Annotated in this window: 13 protein-coding genes and 1 pseudogene; 5 read left to right on the forward strand and 9 right to left on the reverse strand. The window is 66.4% G+C overall.

All coding sequences use genetic code 11. The features are described from left to right. Window positions 1–12: 12 nt before the first annotated feature. From ID554_RS07450 to ID554_RS07460, 3 genes are all read right to left on the reverse strand, one after another. Window positions 13–1,445, reverse strand: a protein-coding gene (locus tag ID554_RS07450) for an IS3 family transposase (RefSeq protein WP_396888540.1) whose coding sequence is annotated in 2 segments (ribosomal slippage) — window positions 13–1,088 and window positions 1,088–1,445 — 1,434 coding nt in all. Because the reading frame shifts where the segments join, the coding sequence is not laid out codon by codon here. A gap of 73 nt (window positions 1,446–1,518) precedes the next feature. Continuing rightward, complete coding sequence (locus ID554_RS07455) at window positions 1,519–1,944, reverse strand: hypothetical protein (protein ID WP_147333655.1); 426 nt, start codon at window positions 1,942–1,944, stop codon at window positions 1,519–1,521. Window positions 1,945–2,221: 277 nt separating this feature from the next. Beyond that, a complete protein-coding gene (locus tag ID554_RS07460) occupies window positions 2,222–2,911 on the reverse strand; it encodes an N-6 DNA methylase (RefSeq protein WP_317985216.1) in 690 nt (229 codons plus the stop codon). Window positions 2,912–2,918: 7 nt separating this feature from the next. Here ID554_RS07460 and ID554_RS07465 point away from each other — a divergent pair, with 7 nt between their 5' ends. Then, window positions 2,919–3,959 carry an IS630 family transposase gene (locus tag ID554_RS07465; RefSeq protein ID WP_117231366.1) on the forward strand — a complete coding sequence of 347 codons (1,041 nt, stop codon included), beginning with the start codon at window positions 2,919–2,921 and terminating at the stop codon, window positions 3,957–3,959. Between the two features lie 16 nt (window positions 3,960–3,975). Here the strand turns inward: ID554_RS07465 and ID554_RS07470 are convergent. From ID554_RS07470 to ID554_RS07480, 3 genes and pseudogenes are all read right to left on the reverse strand, one after another. Then, a pseudogene (locus ID554_RS07470) lies at window positions 3,976–4,623 on the reverse strand (HsdM family class I SAM-dependent methyltransferase); the annotation flags it as partial. Between the two features lie 74 nt (window positions 4,624–4,697). Continuing rightward, a complete protein-coding gene (locus ID554_RS07475; RefSeq protein ID WP_199489339.1) occupies window positions 4,698–6,125 on the reverse strand; it encodes an IS1380 family transposase in 1,428 nt (475 codons plus the stop codon). Window positions 6,126–6,200: 75 nt separating this feature from the next. Beyond that, a complete protein-coding gene (locus ID554_RS07480; RefSeq protein WP_223884473.1) occupies window positions 6,201–6,602 on the reverse strand; it encodes a type I restriction-modification system subunit M N-terminal domain-containing protein in 402 nt (133 codons plus the stop codon). A 69-nt stretch (window positions 6,603–6,671) separates the two neighbouring features. On the opposite strand from ID554_RS07480, the gene ID554_RS07485 reads away from it, so the two are divergent. From ID554_RS07485 to tnpC, 3 genes are all read left to right on the forward strand, one after another. After that, window positions 6,672–6,965: a transposase gene (locus tag ID554_RS07485; protein WP_191088698.1), complete on the forward strand. Its 294-nt coding sequence runs from the start codon at window positions 6,672–6,674 to the stop codon at window positions 6,963–6,965. After that, a complete protein-coding gene (locus ID554_RS07490; protein WP_191088873.1) occupies window positions 6,962–7,843 on the forward strand; it encodes an IS3 family transposase in 882 nt (293 codons plus the stop codon). Before ID554_RS07485 ends, ID554_RS07490 begins: the two co-directional genes overlap by 4 nt. 205 nt (window positions 7,844–8,048) lie before the next feature. Next, window positions 8,049–9,509, forward strand: coding sequence for an IS66 family transposase (gene tnpC / locus ID554_RS07495; RefSeq protein ID WP_117231431.1), 1,461 nt, complete (start codon window positions 8,049–8,051; stop codon window positions 9,507–9,509). 30 nt (window positions 9,510–9,539) lie between these two features. Here the strand turns inward: tnpC and ID554_RS07500 are convergent, their stop codons facing one another. Beyond that, window positions 9,540–10,463, reverse strand: coding sequence for a restriction endonuclease subunit S (locus ID554_RS07500; RefSeq protein WP_199489326.1), 924 nt, complete (start codon window positions 10,461–10,463; stop codon window positions 9,540–9,542). Then, a complete protein-coding gene (locus ID554_RS07505) occupies window positions 10,460–12,787 on the reverse strand; it encodes a type I restriction endonuclease subunit R (RefSeq protein ID WP_223884474.1) in 2,328 nt (775 codons plus the stop codon). The genes ID554_RS07500 and ID554_RS07505 overlap by 4 nt, the downstream gene beginning before the upstream one ends. Window positions 12,788–12,964: 177 nt before the next feature. On the opposite strand from ID554_RS07505, the gene ID554_RS07510 reads away from it, so the two are divergent. Next, on the forward strand, window positions 12,965–14,665 hold the full coding sequence (locus ID554_RS07510; protein ID WP_117231419.1) for an IS1634 family transposase: 1,701 nt from the start codon (window positions 12,965–12,967) through the stop codon (window positions 14,663–14,665). A gap of 83 nt (window positions 14,666–14,748) precedes the next feature. Here the strand turns inward: ID554_RS07510 and ID554_RS07515 are convergent, their stop codons facing one another. Continuing rightward, entirely contained in the window at window positions 14,749–15,207 is a 459-nt protein-coding gene (locus tag ID554_RS07515; protein ID WP_199489333.1) for a hypothetical protein, read from the reverse strand. Between the last annotated feature and the right edge of the window lie 72 nt (window positions 15,208–15,279).

Raw genomic sequence — 15,279 nt, forward strand, 5'->3', positions numbered from 1 at the left:
GGCCAACGGGAGTTAAGCGGCTTGTTGTTGCGGCTGGGGCTGGGGTTGGTTGATCCAGACCTGTTCGGGCAGGTCGAGGATCTTTGGTGTGGTCCGGGTGGTGGCGCCGAACCGTTCCGGATGCGCGGCGCGGGCTGCGGCGAGAGTGTCGAGGCGTGCGGCGTGGACTTGGTGGTGGCGGCCGTGGTGGACGTCGGCGGGGGTGTGCAGGCCGATTCCGGAGTGCCGGTGGGCGTGGTTGTACCAGGTGACGAAGTCGTTCATGAACGCTCGGGAGTGGGCGAGCGACGCGAACCGGTTGGGGAAGACCGGCGCGTACTTCAACGTCTTGAACCATGCTTCGCTGTACGGGTTGTCGTTGGACGTCTTGGGCCGCGAGTGCGAGCGGGCTACCTGAAGGTCTTCGAGCAGGTCAGCGACCGATTTCGAGGTCATAGACGTGCCCCGGTCGGCGTGGACCACGTGGGGGACGCCGTGGACGTCGAACACCTCGCGCATCATGTTCTCGGCAAGCGGGCCGGACTCGCGGGCGTGCACGCGGACGCCGACGATGTACCGGGAGTAGACGTCGATCATCACGTACGCGTCGTAGTAGATCCCTTTCACGGGGCCAGCGAGTTTCGTGATGTCCCACGTGTAGACCTGCCGCGGCGCGTCGGCGACCAGCTCCGGGCGCTGCCGGGCCGGGCGCCGGGCCTGCCGGCGACGCTCGCGGACCTGCTCGTGTTCGCGCAAGATCCGGTACATGGTGGCGATCGAGCCGACGTACACACCCTGATCCAGCAGCGCCGCGTAGATCTGCGCCGGGGCCGCGTCGACGAACTCCGGGCTGTTCACCAGCCGCAGCACATGCTCCCGCTCGGCCAGGGTGAGCGCGTTCGCTGGCGTGCGTCGCATCGGCCGGGCCGGTGTCGGACGCCGCCGGTCCCGATCCGCGCTGGACCGAGCGATCCCGGTCAGCCGCTTCGCCTCCCGCGTCGGGACCTTCGCGCTGGTCAGCTGGTGGTAGGTGTCCATCAGCGTCTGCCGAGCCCGAACACGTCCGGACCGTCCGGCTCGCTCCTGGAGATGTCCTCCAAGAGCTCGCGCGCTTTTCCCATGATCGTCAACGCCGTCTCCGTCCGCGCCAACTTCGCCTGCGCCAGTTCCAGCTCACGGCGCAACCGGGCGATCTCCGCCTGCTCCGCCGACGGCCGCCCTACCGTCTGCCCAGCCGGCTTGCCCTGCAACAACCCGGCGTCACGGGCCCGGCGCCACTCCGACATCAACGACGAGTACAAGCCCTCACGCCGCAGGAACGCCCCACCGTCACCGGCCGCGACGGCCTTCTCGTATCCGGCCAGTAGCTCCAACTTCTGACCCGGGGTGAACGACCGGCGGGCACGCGGACCACCCGAACGCGGTCCCTTCTTACGACTCATGACCCCATCCTCGGCCACGGCCATGTCAACAGCAGTAGTCAACGCTTCTCAATCCTCAACTCGCCCTGTCCGGCGGACTTGCTATGAACCGCTGGCCTCAACTCACCCTGGCAGACAGGGTGGCCGCGTTGACGAGCCCCTGCACCCAGCCCTCGAGATTCAAGTTGAGTTTCGGCTTCCCCGTAACCCGCACGAGCGGTGGGTCCACCCCGTCTAGGAACCGGTCATCGTACGCCTGCGAGTTCAAGTTGATCCCCGTCAGGAAATCCCGCATCCGGTCGGTGACCTCATGTCGTGACCGTTCCTGCGTCCGGCCGTAGGCACGCAGGCGCCCGTTCGCCTGGATGACCCTGGCCAGGTGACGCTCGTAGCGCAGATCGTAGCCGGCCTGGTCGTCACGGATCTGCGTCACAGCCCCGATAATCTGGTGGCCAGCGTAGGTGAACACCGCAGCGCCAGCGCCTCCGACGACGGAGGCACCGACGAATCCGATGACCGGAGCGGGCCTCAGGACCATCGCCACAAACCTCCTGATGACACCGCCAGGCGGCGTGCGACCTCCTGTTGCTTCGTGCGCGAATGGTAGCCGCGAGCGTCTCTGTAAGTCACCCCGCCGCCCTGTCAGACTTGAGCGACCCCCACCGCGCATCGCGCAACCAATCACCGGCACCTTCGGCAGCGGTGGGTCAAGCTAACTTGAATGACGGACCCGTTTCCTACACCAGGTCCGTGGCATCGCCGATGAAGGTTCCGACGTGGTCGACATGAGCCCCGTCCTCGTCCCGTAGGCAGTCGGACCATCAGCTAGCAGCGCTGGGGGGCCGGGCTTCGTCGGGTACGGTGGCGGCTTCCAGCGCGGCGGCGACCGCCTCGAATTCGGCTAGGGCGGCGGTGAGGTCCTCGACGATCTCTCGGGCGATGACCTCGGGTGCCGGGAGATTGTCCATGTCCTCTAGGGACTGGTCGCGTAGCCAGGTAATGTCGAGGTTGGCCTTGTCCCGGGCGAGCAGTTCCTCGTATGTGAAGGACTTGAACCGCACGGTCTCGACGCGCTCGGAGCGGGGCTTACCCGGTAAGTAGCAGGCGACAAAATCGTCGAGGTGGTGGCGGCGTAGCGGGTTCTGTTTGAGGGTGAAGCGCTGGTTGGTCCGCAGATCATAGATCCACAGGCGGTCGGTCCAGGGCCGTTCGGCGGCAGGCTTCTTGTCGAAGAACAGCACGTTGGCCTTGACGCCTTGGGCGTAGAAGATGCCGGTGGGCAGGCGCAGCATGGTGTGGAGGTCGCAGTCCCGCAGCAGCCGCTTCCGCAGGGTCTCCCCCGCCCCGCCCTCGAACAACACGTTGTCCGGCAGGACGACAGCGGCGCGGCCGTTAAGCAGGTTGCCGTAAGTCCTGTCGGTAACCGTCTGGGTTGAGGCTCGTCGTGCGGTATGAACCTCGCTGGGTTTGCATGGAGTTTCCAGACAACGTGCAAACACCAGCGAGGCCACGATCAGTATGCGACCCCCGCAGACCTACGCCAACCTGACCGACCGGCAGTACCAGGACCTCCTCACCACCTTGCACCAGCGGTGGCGGGTCGCCGCGCGGGCGGTGATGATCCTGCTCTCGGCAGACGGTATGAGCCCGGCCGAGATCGCTGACCTGCTGCACTACGACCCGGTCACCGTACGGCGGTGGATCGCCCGCCACGACGCCGAAGGCCTGACCGGCCTACCCGACCGGCCCCGTCCGGGTCGCCCCCGGCACGGCAGCACCGGCCTCGGTGGCCGCATCCGTGCCCTGCTGGCCACCCCGAAAGCCTGGACCACCATCCGGATCTGGCGAGCCCTGGGCCGCCCGGCGATCAGCCTACGCACCATGTACCGGCGTATCCGCGAACAGGCCACCTGGCGCCGGCCACGTCTGGTGGCCAGGACCGACCCCGACCACGACGCCATCTGCGCCCAGGTCCGGGCCTACCTACGCCGACTCCCTGTTGGAACGGTGCTGCTGGCCGAGGACGAAACCTACCTGGAACTGCTGGCCAAGGTCCGCGCCTGCTGGATGCCCCTCGGCGTCCGTCACCGGGTCGACACTCCGGGGCGTAACCAGCGTCGCAGCATCTTCGGCGCGGTCAACCTCACCACCGGCGCCTGGCACTGCCACCCCTGCGTCAAGGCCGTCTCCGAGGTGTTCTGCTACTTCCTGGAACAGCTCCTCGACGCCTACCCCGACGCTCCGGCCGTGGTCGTGCTCTGCGACAACGACACCACCCACACCAGCCGCTACACCCGGACATGGCTGGCCCAGCATCCCCGCCTGCGTCTGGTGACCGGCGCCCGGTACAGCCCTCAGGACAACCCCGTCGAACGCATCTGGGCCGTCCTCAAACACCACATCGCCAACACCGCGGTCACCACCCTCGGCGACCGACTCCGACAGGCCCACGCCTTCTTCCGCCACCGCACCCCCGACCAGAACCTCGCCACCGCCGCACCCTGGACCAGCCCATGGCTACCCCACGATTACCGACAGAACTTCTGGCCAGGTGCTTAATGTCGAGGATCGTGGCGATGTGCTGGACAAAGTTGAGTTGCTTGTTCGCGGTAGTGACGACAAAGTCCTGCCGCTCGATCTCCCGCTCCTCACGAGCCTCCCGGCCATCAGCGCCGACCATGGTGAGGGACGACTTGCGGCCGAACGGCGGGTTGGACAGCACCACCGAGTACCGCTGGCCTGGGTCGGCGATCAGCGCGTCCTTGACTTCAATGAGGCTGTCGCCGGTCGGGGTGCCGATGCCGTGCAGCAGCAGGTTCATCGCGGCGAGCCGCGCGGTGCCATCGACCAGTTCGACACCGTTCACGAAGGTGTCGCGCAGGTGGGCTCGCTCGGTCGGCGTCAACGTCTCGGCATCGCGGGAGGCGTACTCGTGCGCTGCCAGCAGGAAGCCGCCGGTGCCGGCGGCCGGGTCGACGACAGTGTCCCGGACGGTCGGCTGAATACAGTCAACCATCGCCTGAATCACCGCACGCGGCGTGAAGTACTGGCCAGCGCCGGACTTGATGTCCTCCGCACCCTTGGAGAGCAGTTCCTCGTACGCGTCGCCCTTAATGTCCGTGCCGGCGGCCGACCAGCCTCGATCCGTCAGAGGGTCTTGCTCCCTGCCTGACCGTTTCGGCTTGACCGTTTTGTCCACCCGGTTTGGGTGTGATATCGCCACGTGTCGCTGTGGAAGCGCGAGTTCTCCGGGCCCTCGGTCACGGTCTTTCTACTGGTAGGTACAGGGGTCCAGGGTCAGGTTGTCAGTGGTAGCAGGGTGAGGCGCTGCCAGCAGAGGGTGAACGCGTCGGCCCACGGCCAGGTCTCGGGGATGGACAGGACACGCCGGCGGGCGTGGGCGGCCAGTTTCGCGGGCAGGTGCAGCAGCCGGTAACGCAGTGTTGCGGGTTCGGCGTGGGCGAGGTCGTCCTGGTCGTGCAGGCCGAGCAACCGGGTCCAGGAAGTGATGTCCGCGGCGATGTTGGCGGCGAGGACCCAGCCGCGGTTGACGGTCCAGGCCTTCGACGGCAGGTTCCGCAGGCCCATGGCCTTGTTCGTGCGCACCTTGTCTTCCACTCCTGCGTGCGAACGATGCAAAGCGTCGATCCATTGCGGCTGGTGCGAGCCCGGCACCCCGGCGATCCGGCTGATGTTGGTGGCGACGATCGCGTACCGCCAGCCGGTCCGCTTCTCCAGCGCGGTGAGATTCTTCGCGTGCCGGGCCGACGGCTTCGTGCGCCGCACGAGCAGCCGTAGCCGGCCGTTCCAGTTCTCCAGGCGCTGGTTGAGGCCGGTCAGTTCCGCGACATGCGCGGTGTCGACGGCCGTGCCGTCCTGGGCGAGGCCGTCGGTCCACGCTTCAGCAGGCAGTTGCTCGATCGCGATCTCGTCGGCGTCGGTGATCGTCCAGCCGACGGTGAACTTCACGCTGCGCCACAGCCGGTTCATCGCCTCGATGTGCTCGAGCAGGTCGTGGGTGGCACCGGCCCCATCGACCCTGATCAGAATCTTGCGCCGGTAGGCGACCGGCAACTGAGCGATCGCCTCACCGAGAACCCGGATGTGATCGGCGACCGTATTCGAGCCGGCACTGCCGGGCCGCAGCAGCATGGCCAGGCATTCCGCGGTGTTCGCACACCACGCACCGAGCGGATGGAACCCGAAACCCTTCTTGAACGTGGCCGCCGCACCCTGCTTCGGTGAGTGAGCGGTGATCAGGGTGGCGTCCAGATCGATGACCACCCACCCGGACAGCAGCTTGCCCGCCACCGTCAGCCACGGGAACCCTTGCGGGCGGCGGGCGAGCAGGGCCCATACGTGAGCGCGGACCTTCGCCCGCGCTTTGCCGATCCGTTTCAGCGCGGTCTCGTCGAGACCGGCCAACGCTCGCCGGACGGTTGGCTCCGACGGCCGATCACCGAAGACCAATCCCTGATGGGCGAGGACCGCGATGTCGGACATGCTCGTGGCGCCGAGCACGATCGCGACCGCGAGTGAGACCAGGACCGTGCCGCGATCCCACCACCCAGGGCCCTTGCCGCGCGGTAGCACCTTGTTCAAACCGCTGGTCAGACCGGTCCGATCTGCGCATTTGCGCAGCAGGACCGCACCCGCGTGACCGACCAGACCCTTCCCGCCCGCGCCGACGACCAGCCGCTGATCCCACCCGCTACCCTTACTCACCAGAAAGGTGCACCCGCTTCTGCTGTGGACATGGACTCGACACCCAAATCCTTGCAGGTCAGGAGCACCTTTCGTTTATCGCCCTCGATCAGTCAAATCGCCTCTGACTCGGGGAGGCCAGTTCTCCTTGTCGATCAGGTCAACGATCAGCCGCTTCAGCTTGGCCGGGTCCTGGATGCGGTTCTGCGCCTTCCGGTAGATCGTGCCGAGCGTGCCAGGCTGACGGGCCAGGTCTTCGAGGATGTGCCGGTAGGTGATCTCCAGGTCGTCGCCCTCGGCGTCCAGCAGCCGCTGCCAAGAGCAGTGTGCCGGTACGATCCGCTCCGGCTTCAGCGGCCGGGTCTCGCGCTCGTGTGCCATCTTCAGGAACAGCAGGTAGGTGAGCTGCTCGGTGTATTCGATCGTGCCGACTCCGTCGTCGCGCAGCACGTTGCAGTACGACCACAGCTTGTCGACCAACCGCCGCGCGTCAGACACCGTGAGGTGACCCGAGAACTCCGGACACGTCCCCAAGTAGGGTGACGAGGAGTCCGGGAGGAACAGTACGTGAGCAAGAAACCTGCGAAGTATTCGCCTGAGTTGCGGGCAGAAGCGGTGCGTTCGGTGGTCGAGGGTCGGCGTACCTATGCTGAGGTTGCGCGTGATTTCGGTCTGGTCGCCGAGACAGTCCGGAACTGGGTGATCGCCGAGAAGAAGCGTAATCCTGGGCAGACCGACGAGACGCGGGATGCGATCGATCGGGCGAGGGTCGCGGAGATGGAACGGCGTATCCGTGAGCTGGAGCAGGAGAACGCTTTCTTGAAAAAAGCTGCGGCCTTCTTCGCGAGAGAACAACGATAAGCGAGCGTTACGCGCTTGTCGCTGCGGAGAAGGCTGCCTTCGACGTGACGATGATGTGCCGCCTGGTCGGTGTTTCCCGGTCCGGTTTCTACGAATGGCTGGATCGGCCGCCGTCGGCCGGAGAGCGACGTCGTGTGGAGTTGACCGCGATGATCGAAGCCGTGTTTATCGGCTCGGGCCGCACGTACGGGTATCGGCGTGTGCACGCCGAGCTCGTCCGCGGTGGGGTCGAGGTCGACGATGACCTGGTGCGGCGGCTGATGGGAGCGAAGGGGCTGGTGCCGGTGCAGGTGAAGCGGCGGCGAGGGCTGACCGTGCCGGACCGTGCTGCGGGGCCGATCCCGGACCTGGTCGGCCGGGACTTCACCGCGACGGTGCCGGGCGTGAAGATGGTCGGCGACATCACCCAGATCGATACCGGCGAGGGGCCGTTGTATCTGGCTTCGGTTATCGATTGCTATTCGAAGAGTGTTATCGGGTGGGCGGTCGACGAGCGTTACCCGGCTTCTTTGGTGTGCGCTGCCGTGGACATGGCAGCGCGGCGTGTTCCGCTGCCGGACGGGGCTGTTTTTCATTCCGATCGCGGCAGCCAGTACACGTCCGGCGACTTCGCGGCCACGCTTGCCCGACACGAGATTCGGCAATCAGTCGGGCGGACCGGCATCTGTTTCGATAATGCCATGGCCGAGTCGTTCTTCGGGAAACTGAAGACCGAGTGGGTACATCATCGTGTGTTCGCTACCCGGGCTGACGCACGCCGCGAGATCATCCGGTTCATCGAGGGCTTCTACAACCGGCGTCGGTTGCATTCCGGCCTTGGCTATAGACCGCCGGCCGAAGTTCTCGATGAATGGTTTGCTAATCGTCAAGTCGCATGATAGATTGCATTTGGTTCGAGTCCGGATTTTTCGGATCACGTCACTTGTCGCTTAGCAGCAGCCTCGGACGCACACGTCCGACCGTAAACATTCAGGGCCACTCCGGGTGGTGGCCGTGAGTGGCTGTCTGTGATTGACGGGCTGGGTCGATCTTGACGGTGTGTCGATGCGCGGCCGGGTGCGATCGATGTGTTGTGATCGGTGGGTGCCGGGCTTGGAGGAGTTGTCGCGCGAGGAGTTGATCGGACTCACGCGACGGCTGATCGTTCAGGTGGAACAGTTGACCCAGGCGAACCGGGAGTTGACTGATCGGGTCGCGCGGTTGGAACGCCTGGTGTCGCGTAACAGTGGGAACTCGGGGATGCCGCCGTCGAAGGATGATGATCCGGGACGGACGCCGCCGGCGGAGGTGTCCACGCCGGTGCCGGCAGCCGGTGCTGGTAAGCGGTCGCGGGGTAAGCAGCGGGGTGCGCCGGGTGCGCAGCTGTCCTGGTCACCGTTTCCGGACGGCATTGTGGATCATTTTCCGGGCGGGCCGTGTGGATGCGGATCGGATCTGGCATCGGCGGCTGATCTGGGGGTTTACGCCTCGCATCAGCAGGTCGATGTGCCGGCGATGACGGCGACGGTCACCCAGCATGATCGGCACGCGGTGCGCTGCGGGTGCGGGGCGATGCACGTGGCGGCCCGCCCCGAGGGGGTGCCGGACGCAGGCGTCTCGTACGGGCCGAATCTTCAGGCGTGGTGCGTCTATCTGATGGTGGTGCACGCGATTCCGGTGGCCCGGTGCGCTGACCTGGTCGCCGCGTTGACCGGCTCGCGTCCGTCGGACGGGTTCGTCCACGCGTTGATCGGCCGGGCCGCGGCGGGGGTGGCCGAGTCGAACCGGATCATCCGCACGCTGATCGCCCTCGCGCATGTGGTCTCCTGCGACGAGACCCCGATCCGGGTCGGTGCCCGCAAGGTCAAGAAGTACCTTCTGGTCGCCTGCACCCGCCTCTACACCTGGTACCTGCTCGGTGACCGCAGCCTCGACACGTTCAAGGTGTTCGTCCTGCCGGACCTGACCGGGGTGGTCGTGCACGACCGTTACCAGAACTACGACGCGAAGATCTTCGCCCACCTGGTCCACCAACTCTGCGTAGCCCACCTGATCCGCGACTGTCAGGACGCCGCCGAGACCTACCCCGACGCGCACTGGCCGATCCAGATCCGCCAGGCGCTACAGGGACTCGTCCACGCCGCGAACCTCGCCCGCGCACAGAACCTGCCCGCGATCGGCGAACACATCGCCGGCCCGCTGATCGACGCCTACCGGCACGGCGTGCGGATCGGGCTCAAGGAGGTCGCCCGGGTGGACGGCCGTAAACAGCCGAAACACCGGGCACTGCTGGAAGACCTCCACGACCGAGAAGCCGACATCCTGCGATTCACCACCGACCTGCGCATCCCACCCACGTCGAACCAGGCCGAACGCGACCTACGGCCCGCGAAGACCCAGCAGAAGATCTCCGGACGGCTCACCAGCGAGAAGGTCACCGAACACCGCTACGCCATCCGCGGTTACGTCTCCACAGTGACCAAACACGGCGCGGATGTCATGACCGCCATCCGCGACGCCATCCTCGGCCGACCCTGGACACCACCCGCCTGGGCACCCGGCTAACCCACCACGAGCAACGACCGCCACCACCCATCACACACTGCCACCAACGGCTACGTCATGGAGTGGCCCTGAATGCTTACGTCCGACCAGCACAGAGGCCCCGACATAGTCAGTAGTGTTGGCTCGACTCACGAGCAGGTCACCCTGACGAATCTCATACTGGGGATTAGCGGCCGATGCCGGGATGGCCTTATTCTCGTCCGGCCGAAATTCTCCCCACGTCATCGCACTTACCTTGATGATCCCCCACTGCTCCGGAGCCGCAGGGCCACTCGCACCACCAAAAGACTTCCCTGCCTCGATCCGCTCTACCAAGTGCCGTAGCGGCACCATCTGCCGATCGGCGGGCTGAAGCACCGTCGTCAGCGCCGAGCGACGCAGGGCGACGAGCTTTCGCCTTCCCGTGGATTGCAGGCGTTCAGCCGCGTCGAGGCGAGAGAGGTGGTCTTCGATGAGATTGACAATCCGTCGCTGCTCATCGAGCGGTGGCACAGGAAATTCGACAGATTTGAGACGGCTTGCAGACAGGTGGGCGATGTTCGTGGTGATTCGCGCCTCGCGGGCGAATCGCCGGGCGTGCATGTGCCGACGGAATACGATCAGTGCCCATTCAGGTAGGACATGCGGGCCGGCGCGGAACCTGAGCAGCGTGTTGGTGAAGGCTACGTTCTCGGGGCTACCGCGGTAGATGGCGGGCCTGCCAAGGAGTTCTGGGCTCTGGCCTTCGTTCAGTAGAACATCTCCAGGTTTCAGCTTGTACCGCTCGAAGACGCCCGAGAAGTCCATCTCCTTCAGGTCCGACGTGTCGATCCGGTCTTCGAAAACATTGGCGACCCGGAGGTAGGGGCGCATTTCTGGGCCGGTGTGCCAGTTGGGGTGCCGCTGACGTCCAAGGTCTATACGGCCTACCTCGCCAACTGTCGCCCAGCGCCATCCGGGAGGCAGGTTCGTCACGCGGTTAGCTCCGTGTTGAGCTGGTCGATGAGGGCGGCGATGCTGGGGCCGAGGTCGCGGATGGCGCCGTCGATTCCGCCGCGTTCGGTGAAGGGGGTGTTGTCCAGGTCGTCGGGGTTGATGCCCGCCGAGACTGCGATCACTTCGGCCATGCGGTCCAGCCACCACCTCTCCGTCTCGGTGAACGTCGCTCCGGCCTGCTCTTGCTGACGGAGCCAGCCTGCGTACCGCTCGCGGACCTTCTCCGCGTAGGGCACGAGTTCGTTATCTTGCCCGATGGTGTACCGGATCAGCGACACCAGGTCGGTGAGGGTGTGCCGGTCACTGTGCCGGACACGGCCCGCTTCGATCGCTTGGTGGGCGGCCCAGATGAGGTCGATGGTCCAGTTGCGGGGTGGCCGCTGGATGCGTTCGGCGAGCTCCTTGATGTCGGCAAACGCTATCCGCCGCTCACGCGCCTCCATCAGTAGCTGGATCGCGGTGATCTCGTCGCGGTGCTCGTCCAGATACGCCCGCCAGGACTCGACTATCGACCGGGCGCGGGAGGTGTCGACCACTCCGTAGGCGTCTTCGAGCACGTCGACGCTGACCTCGTCGATGATCCGGTCGTGGGTACGACGTAGCTCCAGAATCCGCTGCCGTAGCTGCGGGTTCGCTGCGACAGGGCGTACCGCGGTGTCGAGCAGGTCTTGGACGGCGGCTTCGGGATCTGCGGCGCCGGCAATGGCGCGGGCTTGAGTGTCGGGGTCGACGGCGTCGACCAGGCCGCGGACGATGCCGCGGACCGAGCCACCGGCGACGGCGTCGAGTTCCGTGCGCTCGTCGGGCGTGAGTTGCAGTTCCAGTGCGGCCAGGCGGGAGGCGAGGGTGGCGGTTTCGGCCTCGGTGAGGGTGAGGGTGGCGGCCTTGTCGAGCAACTGCTTGAGCGAGATGCCCTTGTCCCGGTTCAGGGGTGGGTCGACGAAGTCGTGTTCGGTGACACCGATGACGTCGACGATGACGAACCGGGTCTTCTGGGTGGCGTCGGGGGTGACGGCCTGGAAGTCGGCGGCGGCGATGGTGCGGGCGCCGCGGCCCTTCATCTGTTCGAAGTACGCCGCGGAGCGCACGTCGCGCATGAAGAACACGCATTCCAGTGGCTTGACGTCGGTGCCGGTGGCGATCATGTCGACGGTGACCGCGATGCGCAGACTCGCCGAGGTGCGGAACGCCTGGAGTTGGCCCTTGGGGTCGCGGGCGCTGTAGGTGATCTTCGCGGCGAAGTCGTTGCCCTTGCCGAACACCTCGCGGACGGTGGTGACGACCTCCTCGGCGTGGGCGTCGTCCTTGCAGAAGATCAGTGTCTTGGGGACGGTGTGCCGGTCGGGGAAGATCTCGGTGAACAGCTTGTCCCGGAACGTTTCCAGCACCAGGCGGATCTGCGAGGTGGCGGTGACTGCCCGGTCGAGTTGCTTGTGGGTGTACTCCAGGTCCTCGTCGAGGGTTTCCAGGCGTTGGACGCGGGTGCGGCGGTCGACCTTCGGCACAACAGTGCCGGCGTCGATCTTCGAGCCTTGGCTGCTGATTTGGGTCTTGATGCGGTACAGGTCGAAGTCGACGTTGACGTTGTCGGCCACCGACTGCGGGTAGGTGTACTCCGACACCAGGTTCTGCCGGAAGAACCCGAAGGTCTGCTTGCCGGGGGTGGCGGTCAGGCCGACGATGTGCGCGTCGAAGTACTCCAGCACCCCACGCCACACCCCGTAGATCGAGCGGTGCGCCTCGTCCACGATCACCAGGTCGAACGTCTCCGGCGGCATCCCCGCGCTGTAGACGACGCTGACCGGGGCGTCAGGCACATACCCGTCGAGACCCGGGTCGTCGCCCTCGGGAGCGGTGTCGCCAGCGAGGACCTTGTAGACCCGCTGGATCGTGGAGATCACCACGCTGGAGCTGCCGAGCATGCCGGCGCTGGTGAGCTTGTCGACGTTGTACAGCTCGGTGAACCGCCGCCCGTCGTCCGGGGTGCGGTAGTTCTGGAACTCGGCCAGGGTCTGGTCGGCCAGGTTGTTGCGGTCGACCAAAAACAGTACTCGGGTGAACCCGCCGTGCTTGAGCAGCCGGTAGCACTCGGTCACCGCCGTGTAGGTCTTACCCGCACCAGTGGCCATCTGCACCAATGACCGATCGAACCGCTGCTCGGCCAGCGAGCGCTCCACACCCTCAATCGCGGTGATCTGCGCCGGCCGAAGTGGAGCGACGTTCAGCGGTGGCAGGTGACGAACCTTCGCCCGCCACGTCGGCCGTTTCGGATCGGCCTCCGCACCACGGACGATCCTCGCCAAGGCCTGCGTTCCGCAGCTCAGCGTCGATATAGTCGGCGTCGCGGTGTGAAGGTGCAGTTCAGGGCGTTGCGGCCTGGCGGGAACGGCGAAAACGCCTAGTGACACGCCTGCCTGTGGATAACTTTGTTGAGCTGCTGATCTGTTGCTGGTCTCATAGTCGGTGTACGGTCGTGCCTCGTGTACGTGAAAGCGTCGACCCGCAAGACCCGCGACGGGCAGACGATCCGCTACCTGCAACTGGCTCACAACGAGTGGGACCCGGCCGCGAAGGCGTCCAAGACCCGGGTGTTGTACTCGTTCGGCCGCGAAGACCAGCTCGACGTGGCCGGTATCCGCCGCTTGGTCGACGCGTTGTCGCGGTTGCTCGCCCCGGCCGACGCCCTGGCCGCGGCCGCGCCGGCCGGCCTGTCGTTTGTGGAGTCCCGTTCGCTGGGCGGGGCGTGGCTGCTCGACGGGTTGTGGCGCCGGCTGCGCATCGACACCGTCCTGCGGCCGCTGGTCGGCTCGTCCCGCCGGGAGGTCGACGTCGAACGGGTGCTGTTCGCGCTGGTCGCCAACCGGGCCCTGGCCCCGTCGAGCAAGCTGGCCGCCGCCGACTGGGTCTGCCAGGACGTGTACCTGCCCGACCTGCCGCACGTCACCGACGACACCTGCTACCGGGCGATGGACCAGTTGATCGAGGTCGAGCCCGCGTTGACCCGCGGGGTCTACGACCAGATCGCCGACCTGCTCAACCTTGAGGTCGACCTGTTGTTCTTCGACACCACCAGCACCTACTTCGAACTCGATGAGGCCGACGAACCGCTGTGGCGTGACCAGCAGGGCCGGGTCGTGGCCGAGGACGATCCGGCGGCGGTCAAGCAGGCAGGGTTCCGCACCCATGGCAAGAGCAAGGACTCCCGCGACGACCTGCCCCAGGTCGTGGTCGGGATGGCCGTCACCCGCACCGGCATTCCCGTGCGGGTGTGGTGCTGGCCCGGCAACACCAGCGACTCCGCCCTGATCCGGCAGGTCAAGACCGACATGCGCGAGTGGAGCCTGGCTCGCGTCGTCTGGGTCGCCGACCGCGGCTTCGCCTCCGCCGAGAACCGCCGCTTCCTGCAACAGGGCGGCGGGCACTACATCCTGGGTGAGAAGCTGCGTGCCGGCACCAGCGAAGCCGACGCTGCGCTCGCCCGGCAGGGCCGCTACGCCACCGTCGCGGAGAACCTGCAGGTCAAGGAAGTCAACATCGACACCGACGACCGGTTCGTCATCTGCTACAACCCCGAGGCCGCCGACCGGGACGCCGCTGTCCGCCAACGGCTGATCGCCCAGCTCACGGACCTGATCGACGACACCGACCGGCTGCCGGCCACCAAACGCGCCGAGCTACGCGGCGTGATCTCCACCAAGCCCGGCCTGAACCGGTTCCTGCGCGTCACCCCCAAGGGCCTGCTGCGCCTCGACCAGGCCAAGGTCAAGGCCGAACAGCGCCTGGACGGCAAGTACCTGCTGCGCTGCTCCGACCCGACACTGTCGGCCGAGGACATCGCCCTGGGCTACAAGCAGCTCCTCGAAGTCGAACGCGGCTGGCGCGACATGAAGACCACCCTCGACCTGCGCCCGGTGTTCCACCGCCGCGAGGACCGCATCCGCGCTCACATCCTGCTCTGCTGGCTGGCCCTGCTGCTGATCCGGGTCGCCGAGACCGAGACCGGCCGCACCTGGACCGCGATCCGCACCGAGATCGACCGGCTGCACCTGGGCGTGTTCACCGGCCCCGCCGGCACGTTCGCCCAGCGCACCGAGCTGTCCCAACCCCAGAAGGCCCTGCTCACCAAGCTGAAGATCGCCGAGCCGCCCCGGATCTTCGACGCCACACCCGCAACCGCCTGACCTGCGACAACACAGCCGCCTAGTGACACGCCCCGTCACCGGGCCCACCGCTGTTTGCCCAGCTCACAGCCCAGATCCGCCGCCTATATCGACGCCGAGCTGCGGAACGCAGGCAAGGCGCCGGGCTGCGGAAAGGCGAAGATCCGCCGGGCCCGGGGCTGCGGGTCGTAGCCGTTGGTGAAGTGGGTCTCCGAGCCGCTGGCCTCGAACACGAACGGCAGCCGCCCGTCGCGGGTCAGCGCCTTCAGCCGCACCGCGGGCGGCAGGCCCTCGGCGTACATGGCTGACTGCCACTCCACTCCCGACAACGGCGTCCCTTCCGGCTTGGCCTCAATCACGCCGACTACCCGCTGGTCGACATACAGCAGGTAGTCGACCCGACCATGGCCCTTCGCCATGATGGCCTCACGAACGGCCACACCCGTGCCCACGAAGAGGTTGATCTCGGATCGGTCTTGCACGACCCAGCCGGCATCTCGAAGCTGCCGGTCGATCAAGACCCGGGCGCGCTGCTCCGCCTGGAGCCGAGGATCGTCAGCCATTGCCCCCACAGCCAGTAGAGGCTAGTCGATCAAGCATACGGTCCGCATCCTCCTCGTGACCGAGGATCACAG

Source organism: Micromonospora craniellae (assembly GCF_014764405.1).
Classification (GTDB): Bacteria; Actinomycetota; Actinomycetes; order Mycobacteriales; family Micromonosporaceae; genus Micromonospora; species Micromonospora craniellae.

Excerpts from the sequence above, each read along its gene's own strand:
- ID554_RS07465 (WP_117231366.1), top strand. The coding sequence starts at position 2,919 with ATGCGACCCCCGCAGACCTACGCCAACCTGACCGACCGGCAGTACCAG.
- ID554_RS07515 (WP_199489333.1), bottom strand. The coding sequence starts at position 15,207 with ATGGCTGACGATCCTCGGCTCCAGGCGGAGCAGCGCGCCCGGGTCTTG.